This window comes from Pseudomonas sp. Eth.TT006 (assembly GCF_054456575.1).
This window is the reverse complement of sequence record NZ_JBTJEN010000011.1, coordinates 56,629-74,825: the sequence shown is the minus strand read 5'-3', so window position 1 is coordinate 74,825 and position 18,197 is coordinate 56,629. Positions and strand designations below refer to the sequence as shown.

The following is an 18,197-nucleotide window of genomic DNA, read 5'->3' as shown; positions in this document are numbered from 1 at the left end:
TCATACTGATCGTTCAAATTCCCGATCGAGGTCACGATGAATCTGCACTTCGAAGAACTCACCGGCACCGATGGCGCCCGCCTCGGAATCGCCACGCTGGACGCTGAAAAATCGCTCAACGCGCTGTCCTTGCCGATGATCAACGCCCTGAGCGACAAACTGCAGGCCTGGGCCAAGGATCCGCAAATCGTCTGCGTGCTGCTGCGCGGCAACGGCGCCAAGGCGTTCTGCGCTGGCGGCGAGGTACGCAGTCTGGTCGAAGCCTGCCGCGCCCACCCCGGCGAAGTCCCGCCACTGGCTGCGCAGTTTTTCGCCGCCGAATATCGCCTGGACTACAGCCTGCACACCTACCCCAAACCGCTGATCTGCTGGGGCCACGGTTACGTGCTCGGCGGCGGCATGGGCCTGCTGCAGGGTGCAAGCACGCGGATCGTCACGCCGAGCAGCCGGCTGGCGATGCCGGAGATCACCATCGGTTTGTATCCGGACGTGGGCGCCAGTTGGTTTCTTTCGCGCTTGCCGGGCAGGCTCGGGCTGTTCCTCGGTCTGACCGGGGCGCACATGAACGCTCGCGATGCGATCGATCTGGGTCTGGCCGACCGCTTTCTGCTCGACGAACAGCAGCCGGAACTGATCGAAGGCCTGCTGCAGTTGAACTGGCAGGAACAGACCGCCATGCAACTCAACAGTCTGCTCAAGGCTTTGCAGCAGGAGGCCATCGGTCAGATGCCCGAAGCGCAGTGGCTGCCACGGCGGCAGTCGCTCGACGAACTGCTCGACGTCAGCGACGTGGCTTGCGCCTGGAAAGCCCTCAGCCTGCAACGCGACAGCAGTGATCCGTTGCTCGCCCGCGCGGCGAAGACCATGAGCGAAGGCTCGCCACTGACCGCGCATCTGGTCTGGGAACAGATCGTCCGCGCGCGGTATTTGTCACTGGCCGAAGTTTTTCAGATGGAATATACGCTGAGCCTAAACTGCTGCCGTCACCCGGAGTTCAGCGAAGGGGTGCGGGCGCGGTTGATCGACAAGGATCAGAAACCGCACTGGCATTGGCCGGACATCAACAATGTTCCGGAAGCAGTGGTCGAAGCGCATTTTCACAAGGTATGGGAAGGTCGGCATCCGCTGGCGGATCTCACGAGTTATTGATTGCCAGCAAATCGCAGGCACAAAAAAAGCGGCGCTCAATGCGCCGCTTTTTTGTTTGCGGAGGATTACCAGCGACCGCCTCGCCCACCGTGGTCACCGCGGTTTCCGTGATGATCCCGACCGCCCCGGTCGCGGTCCCAGCCTCCACCGCGGTGACCGTCCCAACGCCCTCGGTCATTGTCGTGCCAGCGGCGGCTCTCGTAGTAGCGCGGTGCTGGCTGGTAGTAGCGTGGCGCCGAGTAATAACGCGGAGCCGGTTGGTAGTAGCGTGGGGCCGCCTGATAGTAGCGCGGGGCCGAGTAATAGGTGCTGCCACCGCTGTAGTAAGTGCCGCCAGTGTTGTAGTAAGCCGGTGCGGGTGAGGTGTAGACCTCCGAGCTGTAATAACTGTCTGCGTAGGAGTAAGGAGCGCAACCGGCAACGGAAAACATCATCGCAGCAAGTAGAAGAATTCGTCGATACATGGCGGCCTCCTGGACCGCGGGTAGCCACACCAGCGACGCTGGCAGGCATCAGTCGTTTATTGGGTGACTGACGAAATATCTGACAGCGTTTTCGGAATCTGGTGCGTTCCTGCAACAAGTTGAAACAAGTGATTGATGAAATCCTGTTCATTTGGAAAACGCTGTCATTTAGAGCTGATCAGTGGTGACCACCGTGATAGCCGCCACCGTGATAACCGCGCCCGTAACCGCCTCGATACCCGTAGCCACCGTGGTAATAACGCGCGCCACCGTAGTAGCGTGGACCGTAATAACCACCGTAGTAATAAGGCGTGTAATAGCCGGGATAGTAATAAGTGGCGGGATAAGCATCGTAAGAACCGGCGTAGTAATAACACCCGGACAGACCGAAACCGAGCACTGCTCCCAGCAGCACCCTTCGCAACGTTTTTGGAATAAGCATGGCGGCCTCCTGAAAGACCCGCGACAGCAGTCGGCACAGACCGGCTGACATCTGTTTTGACTGGCAAAGCCATGCCGAGTGCCGACACCCCGAAAGCATCAGATCAGCGGCATCCACGCTGCATGACGGTGCAGCCGCGCACCAACACAAAGCGCCCTACCGTCCCTGTCTGCACGCCGAGGCAACCGGCAACCCCGCGCCAGAGCGCCTGACGCGACTTGGCACGCCTCTCGCTTTAGCAAAACCGTGCAGGAGTCATCACAGGTTCGCGGCACCACAATTTGCAATGGCTGACTAGGGTTCCGGCTCGCAAGCGCGAGTGACTGGTCCGAGAGTTGGCGACCTCCAGTTGAGGTTACACGGCGGGACAAAAGCCCGGGAGACAAGCCACCGTTCACGGTGCCGCGTTGCCTTCCTGTCCGCCCTTGATCAACTGGAGAATCGAACCATGACCCGACTACGTTTGCCCGCCCTGCTCGCCGCGGTGTTCGCCGCGCTCATCAGCACGCAATCCCCCGCCGCACAGAAAGACCACTTCAGCGTGTGCTGGACGATTTACGCCGGCTGGATGCCATGGGAATACGCCGGCAGCCAGGGCATCGTCGACAAATGGGCGAAGAAGTACGGAATCAAGATCGACGTGGTGCAGCTCAACGACTACGTCGAATCGATCAACCAGTACACCGCCGGCCAGTTCGACGGCTGCACCATGACCAACATGGACGCACTGACCATTCCAGCGGCGGGCGGCGTCGACAGCACTGCGCTGATCGTCAGCGATTTCTCCAACGGCAATGACGGCATCGTCCTCAAGGGCGCCGGCAAGACAGTCGCCGACCTCAAGGGCATGGACGTCAATCTGGTGGAATTGTCGGTCTCGCACTACCTGCTGGCCCGCGCGCTGGACTCGGTCGACCTGACCGAGAAAGACCTGAAAGTGGTCAACACTTCCGACGCCGATATCTCCGCCGCCTTCAACACCGAACAGGTCAACGCGGTGACCACCTGGAACCCGATGCTCTCGGACATCAAGGCCAGACCGGGCGTGACCGAAGTGTTCAATTCCAGCCAGATTCCCGGCGAGATCATGGACATGATGGTGGTCAACAGCGCCACCCTCAAAGACAACCCGGCGCTGGGTAAAGCACTCACCGGCGCATGGTTCGAAGTGGTCGAACTGATGAACGCCAAGAACGCCGCGAGCAAGGCTGCGCTGGAGCACATGGCCAAGGCCTCGGGCACTGATCTGGGCGGATTCCAGGCTCAACTCGACACCACCAGACTGTTCGCCACACCGCAGGAGGCGCTGAGCTTCGCCACCAGCAAGCAACTGCCGGAAACCATGCGCAAGGTCGCCGAATTCTCCTTCCAGCACGGCCTGCTCGGCGAAGGCGCGAAAGACACCAGCGCGGTCGGCATGGCTTTCGCCAACGGCGTGACCAGCGGCGACACCGGCAACCTCAAGCTGCGTTTCGATCCGACCTACGTGCAGATGGCCGCCGACGCCAAGCTGTAAGCCACGGAGGATTTGGCCATGCGCCTGATCAATCGCCACCCGGATCGCCCGAGTCGCCTGTTGTTGGTGATCCTGCCGTTCGCCCTGGTGCTGTTCGCCTACTTCCTGGGCTCGGCCGAGCGCCTGGCGGACAACCCCAACGACAAACTGCTGCCCAGCGCCGTGCAGATGACCGACGCGGTAAAACGCCTGGCCTTGAATGCCGACAGCCGCACCGGTGACTACCTGTTGTGGCAGGACACCGCGTCGAGTCTGCGGCGTCTGGCCATCGGCCTCGGCATCGCCGCGCTGGCGGGGCTGTGCCTGGGCATCGCCGCCGGTACGCTGCCGCTGTTCGGTGCGCCGTTATCACCACTGCTGACGGTGCTGTCGATGGTGCCGCCGCTGGCGATCCTGCCCATTCTGTTCATCGTCTTCGGTCTGGGCGAGTTGTCGAAAGTCATGCTGATCGTCATCGGCATCACCCCGGCCCTCGCGCGTGATCTGGAACAGCGAGCACGGGACATCCCCGTCGAACTGCTGATCAAGGCGCAGACCCTCGGCGCCTCGACCTGGACGCTGATGCTGCGCGTGGTACTGCCGCAACTGCTGCCACGTTTACTGATCTCGTTGCGGCTGATGCTCGGTTCGGCGTGGCTGTTCCTGATTGCTGCCGAAGCGATCGCCTCCACCGACGGCCTCGGCTACCGGATTTTTCTGGTGCGGCGCTATCTGGCGATGGACGTGATTCTGCCGTACGTGGTGTGGATCACCCTGCTCGCCTGGCTGATGGATTGGGGCCTGAAATACCTGACTCGTCGTGCATTCCCTTGGTATGAAGGGGCGGCGAAATGAGCTTCATCACGGTCAAGAACGTCTGGCAGCAATACGCCGATCAGGTCGTGCTGGAAGGCTTGAACCTGAGCGTCAACGAGGGCGAGTTCTGCACCCTGGTCGGCGCGTCCGGTTGCGGCAAATCGACCTTCCTTCGGCTGCTGCTCGGTCAGGAAACGGCGAGTCGCGGCGAGATCCTGCTCGACGGTCAAGCGCTGGCCAGCGAGCCGGACGCCAGCCGTGGCGTGGTGTTCCAGCGCTACTCGGTGTTCCCGCATTTGAGCGTGCTCGACAACGTCGCACTCGGCCTTGAACTGCCGCGTGCGCCGTTGCTCGGTCGGTTGTTCGGCAGCGCCAAACGTGAGGCGCGCGAACAGGCGGCGGCATTGCTCGACAAAGTCGGCCTCGGCCATGCACTCGACAAGTACCCGGCGCAGCTGTCCGGCGGCATGCAGCAACGGCTGGCGATTGCCCAGGCGCTGATCATGAAACCACGGGTGTTGCTGCTCGACGAACCGTTTGGCGCGCTCGACCCGGGCATCCGCAAAGACATGCACGCCTTGCTGCTGGAGCTGTGGCGCGAAACCCGACTGACGGTGTTCATGGTCACCCACGACTTGTCCGAAGGCTTCAGCCTCGGCACCCGTCTGCTGGTGTTCGACAAGGTTCGCCTCGACCCGCATGCCCCCGGCGCCTATGGCGCGCGCATCACCTACGACATCCCTTTGAACAGCGACCGCCGCGCCCAACGCGCCGTTGTCGACGCCCTGCCGTTGCCACTGGCAGGCGCCCTTCGCACCGCTTGAGAGGACTGCTCCCATGACTGATTCGACCCGACTGTTTCCACCGTTTGCCGAAGAAATGCTGCCCGGCGGCGGCCATCGCTCTTTTGTGTTGAAGCGCGGCCAATTGCTGCGCCTGACCGATCTGCGCGGCGGCGCCAACGTCAGCCTGACCCTGCTCAACGCCAATGAAAAAACCGAACGGCTCAACCTGCCCGACAGCCTCAAATGCCAACACACCGCCAAACTCACCAGCGGCCACTGCCTGTACTCGGACATGGGCCGCGTACTCGCCGCGATCACCGCTGACACCTGCGGTTGGAGTGACAGCCTCGGCGGTGTGCTCTGCGCCGAAGAAGTCGCGCAGAAGTATGGTCAGGGCCGCTACCAGGAACTGCGTAACGGCTTCTTCCGCAACGGCACCGACAACCTGCTGGTGGAACTCGGCAAGTGGGGCCTGGGCCTCTCCGATCTGTTGATGACCCTCAATCTGTTCAGCCGCGTCAACGTCGATGAGGCCGGGCGTTTTCACTTCGTCGAGGGCAACTCCAGGGCCGGCGACTACATCGAGTTGTACGCGCCGATGGACACGCTGGTGGTGCTCACCGCGCTGCAACACCCGATGGATCCGGCGCCGGAATACGCGCCCAGACCACTGAAACTGAGCTGGATGAACGCCGACGCCAGCGTCGCCGAACACTGCCGCACCTCGCGCCCGGAAAATGAGCGCGGCTTTATCAACACCGACCGTTTGTTCGCCTGAGGATCGCTGCCATGTCAATTGCTATCGCCACTTCGCCAAAACAACCCGACACCGCGGTGTACCGCGCCACGATCCCGGCCGGTGAACCCTGGCTGATGGAGGTCAGAGCCGGCCAGACCCTGCGTATCCTAGACCTGGAAGGCAATCAGGCCGTCGATACGCTGTTCTACAGCCTCGCCAATCCCAAGGAACGCTACGACGTGCAGCGCACGCTGCGCCGGCAGAACAGCGTCTACCTGAGCAGCGGCAGCGTGCTGTATTCCAACCTCGGCCAGCCGATGCTGACCATCGTCGCCGACACCTGCGGCCGCCACGACACCCTCGGCGGCGCCTGCGCACAAGAGAGCAACACCGTGCGCTACGCCCTGGAAAAACGCTACATGCACAGCTGCCGCGACAACTACCTGCGCGCCTGCGCCCACGACGGCCGACTAGGCAAAGGCGACATCGGGCCGAACATCAATTTCTTCATGAATGTGCCGGTCACGGCGGACGGCGGGCTGACCTTCGAGGACGGGATTTCGGCGCCGGGCAAGTACGTCGACTTGCGCGCGGAGATGGATGTCATCGTGCTGATTTCCAACTGCCCGCAACTGAACAACCCGTGCAACGCCTACAACCCGACACCTGCGGAGCTGCTGGTATGGAACTGAAAATCAGCCGGTTGCGCCGTTGGTTGTTTGCCCTGTGCCAGGCGCGGTCCGGGCAGTGCCTGAAATCCCCCAGACACCCCTGATCAACCTGTGGGAGCGAGCTTGCTCGCGAATGCGGTGGATCAGCTACATCCCCGCTGAACGACACACCGCTTTCGCGAGCAAGCCCGCTCCCACAGGGGGCTGTGGTGAATTTGAGACACGTGTTTTTTTTCATCCGGGACGGCCCGGATGTCTGTCGAAAAACGGCGGGACGGCCCGCTTCCCCTTCAGGGGTTATGCCATGTTCGAAAAAGTCCTTATCGCCAACCGTGGCGCCATCGCCTGCCGCATCCTGCGCACTCTCGCTTCGCTGCAGGTCAAAGGCGTGGCCGTGTATTCCGAAGCCGACGCCGCCAGCCTGCACATCCTCCACGCCGATGAAGCGCACAGCCTCGGTGAAGGCGCCGCCGCCGGCACCTATCTGGCGGTCGACAAGATCCTCGCCATCGCAAAACAAAGCGGCGCCACGGCGATTCATCCCGGTTACGGGTTTCTTTCGGAAAACGCCGCGTTCGCCGAAGCCTGCGCAGCGCACGACATTGCCTTCATTGGCCCGACGCCGGAACAACTGCGCGTGTTCGGCCTCAAGCACACCGCCCGTGCGCTGGCCAGACAGCACGGCGTGCCCATGCTCGAAGGCACCGAACTGCTCGACAGCCTCGACGCCGCGCTGATCGCCGGCGAACAGGTGGGCTACCCGGTGATGCTGAAAAGTACCGCCGGTGGTGGCGGCATCGGCATGCGCGTGTGCCGCAGCGCCAGCGAATTGAGCGAATCCTTCGAAGCGGTAAAACGTCTCGGCCAGAACAACTTCAGCGACGCTGGGGTGTTCATCGAAAAATACATCCAGCGCGCCCGGCACCTGGAGGTGCAGGTGTTCGGCGACGGCCGCGGTGAGGTCATCGCCCTCGGCGTGCGCGACTGCTCGGTGCAGCGGCGCAATCAGAAAGTCCTCGAAGAAACCCCGGCGCCGAACCTGCCGCACGGCATGGCCGAAGCGCTCTGTGCGGCGGCGATCAAACTGGCGAAAGCGGTGAACTATCGCAGCGCCGGCACCGTGGAATTTGTCTTCGACAGCGAGGCGCAGCGTTTCTATTTTCTTGAAGTGAACACACGCTTGCAGGTGGAACACGGTGTCACCGAACAGGTCTGGGGTGTCGATCTGGTGCGCTGGATGGTCGAGTTGGCGGCGGGAGATTTGCCACCGCTGAGCGAGTTGTATCGCCCGTTGAAACCTCAAGGCCATGCGATTCAGGCGCGGTTGTATGCGGAAGATCCGGGCCGCGATTTCCAGCCGAGCCCTGGCTTGCTGACGGCCGTGCAATTCCCCCCGGCCAATGGCATTGAGCTGCGCATCGATACCTGGGTCGAGGCCGGTTGCGAGATCCCGCCGTACTTCGATCCGATGCTTGCCAAAGTCATCACCTGGGCGCCGACCCGCGAACAGGCGCGTGCCGAGTTGGATCAAGCGTTGGGCGACAGTCTGTTATACGGCGTCGAAACCAACCGTGATTACCTGCGACAGATCCTCCTCGACACGCCGTTCGCCAGCGGTGAGCCGTGGACCCGTTGTCTGGAGCATCTGGTCTATCGCGCCAACACCTTTGAAGTGCTCAGCGCCGGCACGCAAACCAGCGTGCAGGACTATCCCGGGCGCCTCGGTTACTGGGCGGTCGGTGTACCGCCATCGGGGCCGATGGACAGTCGTGCGCTGCGTCTGGGCAATCGTCTGCTGGGCAACGCCGAAGGTACGGCGGCGCTGGAAATCACCATGAGCGGGCCGTTGCTGCGCTTCAATTGTGAGGCGGTGGTCGCGGTGACGGGGGCGCCGATTGGCCTGACGCTTGAGGGGCAAAGCGTGCCAATGAATACCGCCCTGCTGATCCCGGCGGGCGCGACGTTGCATCTGGGCAGCATCAGCGGCGCCGGTGCACGCAGTTATCTGTGCCTGCGCGGCGGTTTGCAGGTGCCGGATTATCTGGGCAGCAAAAGCACGTTCACCCTTGGCCAGTTTGGCGGGCACGGTGGTCGTGCGTTACGCGCCGGGGATGTGTTGCATATCCCCGCGCTGGGGGACCGCAGCGCTGGTCAGCAGTTGACCGAACAGCACATCACCGCGTTGCCGGCGGTGCGGCAGATTCGGGTGATTTACGGCCCCCACGGCGCACCGGAATATTTCACCGAAAACTACATCAGCAGATTCTTTGAAACCCGCTGGGAAGTGCATTTCAACTCCAGCCGCACTGGCGTCCGGCTGATCGGGCCGAAGCCGGAATGGGTGCGGGCCGACGGTGGTGAAGCCGGGTTGCATCCGTCAAACATTCACGACAATCCGTATGCCATCGGCGCGGTAGATTTCACCGGCGACATGCCGGTGATCCTCGGCCCGGACGGCCCGAGCCTTGGCGGGTTTGTCTGCCCGGTGACGGTGATCGAGGCGGATCTTTGGCAACTGGGCCAGCTCAAGGCGGGCGATAAAATCCAGTTCATTCCCGTCGACCTCAAGACCGCCCGCAACCTCGCCTTGAAATGGGATTCCCACTGTGGGAGCGGGCTTGCTCGCGAAGAGGCCGTGTCAGTCGACATTGATGTGTCTGACACAGCGCTTTCGCGAGCAAGTCGAATCGTCGCACCGCCGCTCCCACAGGGTTTGGTGTCGCCTGTGGTTTTGGCGTTGGGTCAGGGGGATCGGCGGCTGGTTGCGCGGGTCTCCGGGGATACTCACCTATTGCTGGAAATCGGCGAGCCTGAGCTCAATCTCGTCCTGCGCTTCCGCGCGCACGCCCTCATGCAAGCCCTGGAACAAAAATCCCTGCACGGCGTGATCGACCTCACCCCCGGTATCCGCTCGCTGCAAATCCACTACCAGCCCGAGCAACTGCCGCTGGCCGATCTGCTCGGCCTCATCGCCGGCGAGTGGGACGCGGTGTGCGCTGCCAACGACCTGCAAGTGCCGTCACGCATCGTTCATTTGCCGCTGTCCTGGGACGACCCGGCTTGCCAGTTGGCCATCGAAAAGTACATGACCACCGTGCGCAAGGACGCGCCGTGGTGCCCGAGCAATCTGGAGTTCATCCGTCGCATCAACGACCTGCCCAATCTCGACGAAGTGCAACGAACGGTGTTCGATGCGAGCTATCTGGTGATGGGCCTCGGCGACGTATACCTCGGTGCGCCGGTGGCCACGCCGCTCGATCCGCGCCATCGCCTGGTGACGACCAAATACAACCCGGCACGCACCTGGACCGCCGAGAATTCGGTGGGCATCGGCGGCGCTTACATGTGCGTGTACGGCATGGAAGGCCCCGGCGGTTATCAGTTTGTCGGGCGCACGCTGCAGATGTGGAATCGCTACCGCGAAGTCGCCGCATTCGCTGGCAAACCGTGGCTGCTGCGCTTCTTCGACCAGATCCGTTTCTACCCGGTCAGCGCCGACGAATTGCTGCGCATCCGCCGCGATTTTCCGCTGGGGCGTTTCGATCTCGACATCGAACACAGCCAGCTCAACCTTGCCGACTATCAGGCGTTTCTCAGCCGCGAAGCCACAGGCATCAGTGCCTTTCGCGCCCGGCAACAGGGCGCCTTCAACGCCGAGCGCGAACGCTGGATCACCAGCGGGCAGGCACATTTCGACAGCGAAGAAGCTATGGCCGAGTCCAGCGAAGATGCGCCGCTGGCCAGCGGTGAGCACAGCGTCGACAGCCACATCGCCGGCAATCTCTGGCAGGTGCTGGTCGAAGCCGGCAGCCGCGTCGCGGCGGGAGATGTGCTGGTGATTCTCGAGTCGATGAAGATGGAAATCCCGGTACTCGCGCCGATGGCCGGGGTGGTGCGCGAGATCCGCGTGCAGCCCGGTTCGTCGGTACGCGCCGGACAACGGGTCGTGGTGCTAGCACTCGACTGAAGCCAATTGGACAAGGATCAACTCATGAATCTGCAACTCGATGTTCTGCGCCGGGCCTATCGCAATGGCGACACCACACCGCGCCAACTGCTGGCGAAACTGCGCGAGAAAGCTGCCGCGCTGAACCCGGATTATCACCTGTTCATTCATCTGCTCAGCGTTGCGGAGCTGGAGCCCTACCTTGCCGGCCTCGACGGTCGCGACCTCGACAGCCTGCCGCTGTACGGCGTGCCGTTTGCGATCAAGGACAACATTGATCTGGCGGGCATCCCGACCACCGCCGCGTGCCCGGACTTTGCTTATGTGCCGGAGCGCTCGGCGACCATCGTCGAGCAGTTGATCGCCTTGGGGGCGATTCCGCTGGGCAAGACCAATCTCGATCAATTTGCCACGGGACTCAACGGCAGCCGCTCGCCTTATGGCGCGTGCCCAAACAGTGTGCTGACGGAATATCCGTCCGGCGGTTCCAGCGCCGGTTCGTCGCTGGCGGTGGCGCTGGGCGTGGCGAGTTTCGCCTTGGGCACCGACACTGCAGGCTCCGGTCGGGTGCCGGCGGCGCTGAACAATCTGGTCGGATTGAAGGCGAGCAAAGGTCTGATTTCCACCGCCGGTGTACTGCCGGCCTGTCGCACGCTCGATTGCGTTACCACGTTTACCGCCACGGCGCGTGAGGCCAGTCAGTTGCTGGCGCTTGTCGCCAGACTCGATCCACGCGACGCATACAGCCGCCGCAATCCATCGTGGAATGACGGCTCGGCGTTTGGTGCGCCGCGAGCGTTTCGTTTCGGCGTGCCGCGCGCGCAGGACCTTGAGTTTTTCGGCTGCGTCGAAGGGCCGCTGTTGTTCGGCGATGCCATCGACCGGCTCAAGGCCCTGGGAGGTGAAGCAGTCGAACTGGATCTCTCGCCATTCCTTGAAGCCGCGCGTCTGCTTTACGAGGGGCCGTGGGTCGCCGAGCGCTACAGCGTGGCGGGCGAGTTGATGGAACAGAATCCCGAGGCCGTTTTGCCGGTGATCCGCGCCGTGCTGGCCAAGGCCCCGGCGGTGACCGGCGTGCAGACCTTCCGCGCGCAGTATCGGCTGCAAGCCCTGAAAGCCCTGTGTGATCAGGCCCTCGACGGCCTCGAATGCGTGCTGACCCCGACCATCGGCCGCCCGGTGACACTGGCTGAACTGCAGGCCGAACCGGTGCTGCGCAATTCCGAACTGGGTTACTACACCAACTTCATGAACCTGCTCGACTACGCCGCCGTCGCCGTGCCGAGCGCGTTCATGGCCAACGGTTTGCCGTGGGGCGTGACGCTGTTTGGCCGGGCGTTCACCGATCAATATCTGCTGAGCATCGCCGATGCGCTGCAGCGTCAACAGGATGCCGACCTGCCGACGCCGGCGAACGCAGCGCGCCATGATCGCGCACGCATCGTGGTCTGTGGCGCACATCTGCAAGGGTTGGCGTTGAACTGGCAACTGACGCAGCGGGGTGGGAGATTGCTGGAAACGACGTTCAGTTCGCCGGACTATCAACTGCATTCATTGGCCGGCGGCCCGCCGCTGCGTCCGGGGATGGTGCGGGTCAAGGATGGCGGCGTAGCGATTGCGGTGGAAGTGTGGGAGTTGCCGAGCAGCGAATTGGGCTCGTTCCTGACCGGGATTCCGGCGCCGCTTGGACTGGGCAAGGTGCAATTGGCGGACGGACGTTGGGAGAGCGGGTTTATCTGCGAACCTTATGGTCTGGAGGGTGCGCTGGACATCAGCCATTTGGGTGGGTGGCGCGCGTATCTAGAAACCCTGACCTGAATCTGCCCCCCTGCAGGAGTGAGCCTGCTCGCGATAGCGGGAGATCAGTCACATATTCGGTGAATGTTATTCCGATATCGCGAGCAGGCTCGCTCCTACAGGGACAGCTTGGCAACAGGGTGCATCGTCAACACCGAACACCTTGCACAGCCTGCCGTCGCGGGCCGATCATGTGATGTACCGAGCCAAACAAAACCGGCCGCAACCGCACCTGCGTGGAAATGCCTTACTCGACTTATGCCTGATTCCGACGTTAAACCCGACCTCTGCCCGGCCTGTGGCGCTCGCAACGACTGCAGCCTGGCCGACCCGCGCACCGCCGACCGCGCGTGCTGGTGCTACGGCGTGAGCATCGATCCGGCAGTGCTCGAAGCGCTGCCGGCGGCGCTGCGCGACAAATCCTGCCTCTGCCCGCGCTGCGCTCAGGTCGAGACGCAACTGCAAGCAGCGGCGCGGCCGATCCCGTAAGATGCGCGCCCCGCCTTCAACCGATTCCTGAACATGCGCGTCGACCGCTTCCTGAGCAACCTGCCCCGCTACAACCGTCAGCAGGTTCGCCTGTTGCTCGTGGAAAAGCGCGTGCGGATCGACGGAAAAGTCGTCAGCGATCCGCACAGCGAAGTGCTGGAGTTCAGCCGCGTCGAAGTCGATGACGAAGTGCTGCAAATCGGCAAACCGGCGCGCTACTTCATGCTGCACAAGCCGCCCGGCTGCGTCAGCGCCACCCGCGATCCGCAACACCCGACCGTGCTCGATCTGATCGATGAACCGGACAAGGACGACCTGCACATCGCCGGTCGCCTGGATTTCAATACCACCGGGCTGATGCTGATCACCAACGATGGCGCCTGGTCGCGCCGCCTGACCCAGCCGCAGACCAAACTGCCGAAGGTCTATTACGTCGAAACCGAACAGGACATCGGACCGGAGTATGCGATCACCTTCGCCGAGGGCATCTACTTCGCGTTCGAAAACCTGACCACGCAACCGGCGCAGCTCGAAGTGCTTGGCCCGAGGGCGGCGCGTCTGGGCATCGTCGAAGGTCGCTACCATCAGGTGAAGCGCATGTTCGGTCACTTCAACAATAAAGTGCTGCGCCTGCACCGCGAATCCATGGGAGCGCTGCGGCTCGATGACGCGCTAAAACCGGGCGAGTACCGTGCTTTGCGCACCGAAGAGATTCATTGGTTCTAAGCCGGCGACCGCTCAGCAGAAGTTGTCGAACAATTTACCAACGGCACTTGCGCGATCCCCGGCTCACTGCTTGAATCAGGACGTCGGCCGAAATGTGACCGATGAGTCACCACATACTTCCAAGAAACTTTTTGCCGGTCGTCAGCCCCTTGGGCTGCGCCTCAGCCGGCAGACTGCCCGCCAATAACAACACCCGTCGACCGCAGTCATGGATCGACATGGGCCAGGCAAATTCCAGGCGTATGCCTACCTGTCACAAAGCTCGTGCAATCTCATTGCGCGCATACCCGCTTGCTTGCCAGGAGTCTTATGACATGAGGCCAGAAATCGCTGTGCTGGATATACAGGGTCAGTATCGGGTTTACACGGAGTTCTATCGCGCAGACGCCGCAGACAAGACCATCATTCTGGTCAACGGCTCGATGGCCACGACTGCGTCGTTTGCACAGACTGTGAAAAACCTGCACCCGCAATTCAATGTGGTTTGCTACGACCAGCCCTACGCTGGCAAGTCGAAAATCCACAACCGTCACGAGAAACATCTGACGAAGGAAGTCGAAGGCCAGATTCTGCTGGAGCTGATCGACCACTTCGGTGCCGAACACGTGCTGTCGTTTTCCTGGGGCGGCGCGGCCACCCTGGTTGCCCTGGCCCACCAGCCGCGGCGCATTGAAAAGGCCGTGATCAGCTCGTTCTCGCCGGTGATCAACGCGCACATGCTCGATTACCTGGAGCGCGGGGTCGATTACCTCGGCCAGCGCGACGGCGACCGCGTCGGGCACTTGGTCAACAACACCATCGGCAAACACCTGCCGTCGCTGTTCAAGCGCTTCAACTATCGCCACGTCAGCAGCCTGGCCGAACACGAATACGGGCAGATGCACTTTCACATCAACGACGTGTTGCACAGCGATCGCCAGTGCTATTTGAATGCAGCGAAGAAGGTCAACGTGCCGGTGCTGTTTCTCAACGGCGAATGGGACGAGTACACCGCCGCCACAGACGCCCGGCTATTCGGCAACCACGTGAAGCACAGCAGCTTCACCACGCTGCAGGCCACCGGGCACTTCCTCGACATGGAACACAAGGCCGCCTGCCGCGACAGTCAGAACGCCCTGCTCGGGTTCCTGAAACCGGCTCAACAGTCGAGCCGAACGCGCTACTCGTTCGTTCAGGAGCACCATGCACTGGCTATTTGAAAAGATGTTGTCGCAGACGAGTCGGCAGGCTCGAACATCAGCGTATCGCCCCTGCCCGACTCGCCTGCGCATGCCCGTTTCAATGTTGTAACGTGCGGCAAGCAAAAGAAAAACTTCAAATCCGCGCCCGACTCTGGTACAAAGTCAGCCGCTCTGAGCGGGTATAGTTTAGTGGCAAAACGAAAGCTTCCCAAGCTTTAGTTGAGGGTTCGATTCCCTCTACCCGCTCCACACAATCGAGTCTCACGTCGTGGTTCTGACGGGGGATGCAGCACCAGAAAAAACCGGCCTACAGGGCCGGTTTTTTTGTGTCCGGGATTTGAAAAAAGATTTCAGGCATTCGATCTTCGCAAGGAAAAGAACGCTGCAACAAATTGGATTAATTCCTTTTTTCGGGTGTTATTGCGCTTTTTCGAAGATAAGCCACAATAAACGGGATTAACAAAAGGAATGCACATCTTGGCATGATTCCCCTGATGCCCGTCCTTGAACTGAATTTAAGGTGTAAAAAGCCACTATGCTGGATTTAAGCCTGAGCAAGCCCAGTGAGCTCGTCAAACGGATTTGTGAGCGCCTGCGCACTGATCGGCTCGCCTTGGAAATGACCCAGGCGGACGTAGCCGCTCGCGCCGGTATCGGGACCAACACGGTATCCAATCTGGAGGCCGGACGAAATGTGGGCTTCGAAAACCTGGTGCGCGTTGCCATGGTTCTCGGCCGCAGCAAAGAACTCGAAAACCTGTTCCTGCCGAAGCTGGAAACGCTGGACGACATTCTGCGCTACGAAAACAGTGCCAAGCGTCAGCGCATCAAAAGGAAGTCCGACAATGCTTGAGCAAGTGGAAGTCTACTATGAGGGCTGGGGTGAGCATTGGCGGTGGGGGACTCTTGCTTCCACCACCGCCCTGACTGGCCGACCGCTGACCGTCTTCGAGTACAGCGACAAAGCAAAAAAAAGGGGCTTGGAGCTTTCGTCCCTGAGCCTTCCTCTGCAAGGCGCCAGATTGAGCCGGGACTTCCCGCCGCATCAGCTGGGGTTGCCCGGTCCCGTTTATGACTCGCTGCCCGACGGCTGGGGCATGCTGCTGATGGATCGTTTATTCAAACGGCGTGGCCTGAATCCCGCACGCATCGGTCCTTTGGCACGACTGGCCTATATCGGCAACAATGCCATGGGTGCCATGTCGTTCAAACCTGTGGCACCCGAGATGCAGGAGCCGCAAATGCATGTTCCCATTGAGCTGCTGGCGGCTGAAGTGCAGCAAGTGCTGAAAGGTGAAGGGGGCGAACTCCTTCAGAAGTTATTGCTGGTGGGCGGTGCTCCGCAAGGTGCCAGACCAAAGGCCTTGGTCTATCGCGATCCTGACTCCGGGATGTTCACCACTGCTGCCACTCCAGGTTTTGAAGCATGGCTGGTGAAGTTCCCGGCCCGACATGAACACCCCGAAGTGTGTGTCATCGAAATGGTCTATGCCGAATGCTTGCGCCTCTGCGGTATTCAAACGCCAGACACGCAATACTTCAGCCTGTCAGACGGAATGGCCGCCTTCGCCAGCAAACGGTTTGATCGACAGGACGGCCTGCGCGTTCCCATGCAAAGTCTTGCAGCCTTTACCGGAGCAGATTTTCGATCACCAGGTTCATTGGACTACGTCAATTTCTTGCGCGCGACTCAAAGATGTACCAATGACGTGCGTGAAAAAGCACTGGCGTTCGAGCGAGCTGTTTTCAACGTTGTGTTCAATAACCGGGATGATCACCCCAAGAACTTTGCCTACACCATGTCGTCAACTGGCGACTGGAAATTAGCGCCGGCCTACGATGTGACCTTTTGCGAAGGATCCGGTGGATATCATCAGATGGATGTAATGGGCGAAGCGCTGGAAATCGACCGGAAAGCGATGTTTGGTCTTGCAGCAGAAGCGGAAGTCAGTGCCAATGATGCAGGATTGATCATTGAGCGTTTTTGCCACGTATCCAGCCAGTTTTCGGCCCTGGCTAATGACCTTTACCCGGACCTGATCACTCAGGAAACCCTGCGTACCATTCAAGACCGTATAGATCACAACATCGCATTGTTGCGGTGAAGAAGGCGCTGCAATTATGCAGCGTTTTCCGACATTACAGATCCACAACGCACCGACGGTTTTCACCCGCCCCGCGACCCATTGGCATTTCCCTACCACCCTCCCCCTGCGCGGCTATGGCTAGTTAAGCCGCTGGGCCAGTGAGCACGGCACCGCCCATGTGCTGGGGCTGGATGTTTCGGAAAAGAGCTTGCTCCCGCTGGGGTGCGAAGCGCCCCTAAGATTTTGGGTCTGCTACGCAGTCCATCGGGGACAAATCCCCTCACCACAGGATCGGTGTTTGCCTTTAGCGGGTCGCGACAATGAACAACCGCGGGAACGGTAACAGCACCGAACCATCAGGCAACGCCGGATAAGCCTCGGCCACCGCCGCCAGATATTGCTGCAGATACTGCGCCCGCTCGTCTTCGCTCAGCGGTTTCAGAAACGGAATCAAACCACTGCCCTTGAACCACTCCACCACCCCCGCTGCACCGTCCGCCAACGGGTGGTGATAGGTGGTGCGCCACACGTCGACGCGCGAACAGTGCGGGCGCAACATCGAGAAGTAATCGCTGGCACTCGCCATCTCGGTACGCTGCCCGGCAGCGTCAGCCAGTTTCGCGGCCCAGGGACCGCTGGCCGCCACTTCGCGCATCAGCCGATGAGAAGGTTCGTTGAGGTTGTCCGGCATCTGGATCGCCAGACTGCCGCCAGGAGACAGCTTGCCGGCCAGCGCCGGCAACAGCTTCGCGTGATCCGGCAGCCACTGCAGTACGGCGTTGGCGAAGATCACATCGAACGGGCCGGCATCGCCCCAGCGGTCGATCTCCGCCACGTCGAACTGCAACTGCGGCAGGCGCTTGCGCGCGGCGTCGATCATGTCCGGAGAGCTGTCCAGACCGCTGACCCGAGCCTGCACAAAACGCTGCACCAACAGCTCGGTGGAGTTACCCGGACCACAACCGATATCGACGACTGATCGAGCCTGCACCGTGGGAATCGCCGCCAGCAAATCACGGGCCGGACGGGTGCGTTCATCTTCAAAAGCGACGTATTGCTTGGCGGACCAACTCATTGCGTTCTCCTGTCGAGGCATGACGGCTGTTCGTCACAATACAGGCAGCCCGGCGAGCAGTTCCAGAGCGACTCGTTGCAAACGGTTTCAGACATCGTCCTGCTATCGCCTATTCCCGCCATCCAAATCATCGACCGTCCGTCGAACAAGCAACACGCGTTTTTGACAGCATGACAACCTTGCCTATAGTCAAGCTGCGGCAATCGGAAGGAACCCGACAACGCGTTATTTCGTGCAAGAAGCACGGCCTGCCCGTCCCTCATGACCGATGGGTTCCACCAGTAGTGTGCTCGCGAAAGCCATACGGCAAGCAAGCGTCGTCGTGCCTGGATTGC

Annotated in this window: 16 protein-coding genes, 1 tRNA gene and 1 riboswitch; of the genes, 14 read left to right on the top strand and 3 right to left on the bottom strand. The window is 61.2% G+C overall.

What is annotated here, in order from left to right:
• The first annotated feature begins 36 nt into the window (after positions 1–36).
• Positions 37–1,149 (top strand): enoyl-CoA hydratase/isomerase family protein, encoded by a 1,113-nt coding sequence (locus tag ACXR0M_RS18410; protein WP_458833212.1) that lies wholly within the window; start codon positions 37–39, stop codon positions 1,147–1,149.
• Between the two features lie 65 nt (positions 1,150–1,214).
• On the opposite strand, the gene ACXR0M_RS18405 is transcribed toward ACXR0M_RS18410, so the two are convergent.
• Both ACXR0M_RS18405 and ACXR0M_RS18400 read right to left on the bottom strand, forming a co-directional pair.
• Positions 1,215–1,613, bottom strand: a complete 399-nt coding sequence (locus tag ACXR0M_RS18405; RefSeq protein ID WP_007963255.1) for a hypothetical protein — start codon at positions 1,611–1,613, stop codon at positions 1,215–1,217.
• Between the two features lie 178 nt (positions 1,614–1,791).
• Positions 1,792–2,055 carry a hypothetical protein gene (locus tag ACXR0M_RS18400; RefSeq protein WP_458833211.1) on the bottom strand — a complete coding sequence of 88 codons (264 nt, stop codon included), beginning with the start codon at positions 2,053–2,055 and terminating at the stop codon, positions 1,792–1,794.
• A 283-nt stretch (positions 2,056–2,338) separates the two neighbouring features.
• Positions 2,339–2,439: riboswitch (guanidine-I (ykkC/yxkD leader) on the top strand.
• A gap of 64 nt (positions 2,440–2,503) precedes the next feature.
• On the opposite strand from ACXR0M_RS18400, the gene ACXR0M_RS18395 reads away from it, so the two are divergent.
• The 13 genes from ACXR0M_RS18395 (at position 2,504) to ACXR0M_RS18335 (ending at position 16,805) form a co-directional block, all read left to right on the top strand.
• Positions 2,504–3,571: a putative urea ABC transporter substrate-binding protein gene (locus ACXR0M_RS18395; protein WP_458833210.1), complete on the top strand. Its 1,068-nt coding sequence runs from the start codon at positions 2,504–2,506 to the stop codon at positions 3,569–3,571.
• A gap of 18 nt (positions 3,572–3,589) precedes the next feature.
• Positions 3,590–4,405 (top strand): ABC transporter permease, encoded by an 816-nt coding sequence (locus ACXR0M_RS18390; protein ID WP_458833209.1) that lies wholly within the window; start codon positions 3,590–3,592, stop codon positions 4,403–4,405.
• Positions 4,402–5,190: an ABC transporter ATP-binding protein gene (locus ACXR0M_RS18385; RefSeq protein WP_458833208.1), complete on the top strand. Its 789-nt coding sequence runs from the start codon at positions 4,402–4,404 to the stop codon at positions 5,188–5,190. The genes ACXR0M_RS18390 and ACXR0M_RS18385 overlap by 4 nt, the downstream gene beginning before the upstream one ends.
• A gap of 13 nt (positions 5,191–5,203) precedes the next feature.
• Entirely contained in the window at positions 5,204–5,929 is a 726-nt protein-coding gene (locus ACXR0M_RS18380; RefSeq protein ID WP_458833207.1) for an urea amidolyase associated protein UAAP1, read from the top strand.
• A gap of 11 nt (positions 5,930–5,940) precedes the next feature.
• Positions 5,941–6,582, top strand: coding sequence for an urea amidolyase associated protein UAAP2 (locus ACXR0M_RS18375; protein ID WP_458833206.1), 642 nt, complete (start codon positions 5,941–5,943; stop codon positions 6,580–6,582).
• A gap of 283 nt (positions 6,583–6,865) precedes the next feature.
• A complete protein-coding gene (gene uca, locus ACXR0M_RS18370) occupies positions 6,866–10,528 on the top strand; it encodes an urea carboxylase (protein WP_458833205.1) in 3,663 nt (1,220 codons plus the stop codon).
• A gap of 24 nt (positions 10,529–10,552) precedes the next feature.
• Positions 10,553–12,325: an allophanate hydrolase gene (gene atzF, locus ACXR0M_RS18365; protein WP_458833204.1), complete on the top strand. Its 1,773-nt coding sequence runs from the start codon at positions 10,553–10,555 to the stop codon at positions 12,323–12,325.
• Between the two features lie 237 nt (positions 12,326–12,562).
• Positions 12,563–12,793, top strand: coding sequence for a cysteine-rich CWC family protein (locus tag ACXR0M_RS18360; protein ID WP_458833203.1), 231 nt, complete (start codon positions 12,563–12,565; stop codon positions 12,791–12,793).
• A 33-nt stretch (positions 12,794–12,826) separates the two neighbouring features.
• On the top strand, positions 12,827–13,519 hold the full coding sequence (locus tag ACXR0M_RS18355) for a pseudouridine synthase (protein ID WP_458833202.1): 693 nt from the start codon (positions 12,827–12,829) through the stop codon (positions 13,517–13,519).
• A gap of 314 nt (positions 13,520–13,833) precedes the next feature.
• Positions 13,834–14,718 carry an alpha/beta fold hydrolase gene (locus ACXR0M_RS18350; protein ID WP_458833201.1) on the top strand — a complete coding sequence of 295 codons (885 nt, stop codon included), beginning with the start codon at positions 13,834–13,836 and terminating at the stop codon, positions 14,716–14,718.
• A gap of 157 nt (positions 14,719–14,875) precedes the next feature.
• A tRNA-Gly gene (locus ACXR0M_RS18345) sits at positions 14,876–14,949 on the top strand.
• Between the two features lie 286 nt (positions 14,950–15,235).
• Positions 15,236–15,553, top strand: coding sequence for a helix-turn-helix domain-containing protein (locus tag ACXR0M_RS18340; protein ID WP_458833200.1), 318 nt, complete (start codon positions 15,236–15,238; stop codon positions 15,551–15,553).
• A complete protein-coding gene (locus ACXR0M_RS18335; protein ID WP_458833199.1) occupies positions 15,546–16,805 on the top strand; it encodes a type II toxin-antitoxin system HipA family toxin in 1,260 nt (419 codons plus the stop codon). The genes ACXR0M_RS18340 and ACXR0M_RS18335 overlap by 8 nt, the downstream gene beginning before the upstream one ends.
• Positions 16,806–17,091: 286 nt before the next feature.
• Here the strand turns inward: ACXR0M_RS18335 and tam are convergent, their stop codons facing one another.
• Positions 17,092–17,862: a trans-aconitate 2-methyltransferase gene (gene tam / locus ACXR0M_RS18330; RefSeq protein ID WP_458833198.1), complete on the bottom strand. Its 771-nt coding sequence runs from the start codon at positions 17,860–17,862 to the stop codon at positions 17,092–17,094.
• Positions 17,863–18,197: the final 335 nt, after the last annotated feature.

Excerpts from the sequence above, each read along its gene's own strand:
- ACXR0M_RS18400 (WP_458833211.1), bottom strand. The coding sequence starts at position 2,055 with ATGCTTATTCCAAAAACGTTGCGAAGGGTGCTGCTGGGAGCAGTGCTC.
- ACXR0M_RS18390 (WP_458833209.1), top strand. The coding sequence starts at position 3,590 with ATGCGCCTGATCAATCGCCACCCGGATCGCCCGAGTCGCCTGTTGTTG.
- ACXR0M_RS18410 (WP_458833212.1), top strand. The coding sequence starts at position 37 with ATGAATCTGCACTTCGAAGAACTCACCGGCACCGATGGCGCCCGCCTC.
- ACXR0M_RS18360 (WP_458833203.1), top strand. The coding sequence starts at position 12,563 with ATGCCTGATTCCGACGTTAAACCCGACCTCTGCCCGGCCTGTGGCGCT.
- atzF (WP_458833204.1), top strand. The coding sequence starts at position 10,553 with ATGAATCTGCAACTCGATGTTCTGCGCCGGGCCTATCGCAATGGCGAC.
- ACXR0M_RS18340 (WP_458833200.1), top strand. The coding sequence starts at position 15,236 with ATGCTGGATTTAAGCCTGAGCAAGCCCAGTGAGCTCGTCAAACGGATT.
- ACXR0M_RS18355 (WP_458833202.1), top strand. The coding sequence starts at position 12,827 with ATGCGCGTCGACCGCTTCCTGAGCAACCTGCCCCGCTACAACCGTCAG.
- ACXR0M_RS18385 (WP_458833208.1), top strand. The coding sequence starts at position 4,402 with ATGAGCTTCATCACGGTCAAGAACGTCTGGCAGCAATACGCCGATCAG.
- ACXR0M_RS18335 (WP_458833199.1), top strand. The coding sequence starts at position 15,546 with ATGCTTGAGCAAGTGGAAGTCTACTATGAGGGCTGGGGTGAGCATTGG.
- ACXR0M_RS18350 (WP_458833201.1), top strand. The coding sequence starts at position 13,834 with ATGAGGCCAGAAATCGCTGTGCTGGATATACAGGGTCAGTATCGGGTT.
- ACXR0M_RS18380 (WP_458833207.1), top strand. The coding sequence starts at position 5,204 with ATGACTGATTCGACCCGACTGTTTCCACCGTTTGCCGAAGAAATGCTG.
- tam (WP_458833198.1), bottom strand. The coding sequence starts at position 17,862 with ATGAGTTGGTCCGCCAAGCAATACGTCGCTTTTGAAGATGAACGCACC.
- ACXR0M_RS18405 (WP_007963255.1), bottom strand. The coding sequence starts at position 1,613 with ATGTATCGACGAATTCTTCTACTTGCTGCGATGATGTTTTCCGTTGCC.
- ACXR0M_RS18375 (WP_458833206.1), top strand. The coding sequence starts at position 5,941 with ATGTCAATTGCTATCGCCACTTCGCCAAAACAACCCGACACCGCGGTG.
- ACXR0M_RS18395 (WP_458833210.1), top strand. The coding sequence starts at position 2,504 with ATGACCCGACTACGTTTGCCCGCCCTGCTCGCCGCGGTGTTCGCCGCG.
- uca (WP_458833205.1), top strand. The coding sequence starts at position 6,866 with ATGTTCGAAAAAGTCCTTATCGCCAACCGTGGCGCCATCGCCTGCCGC.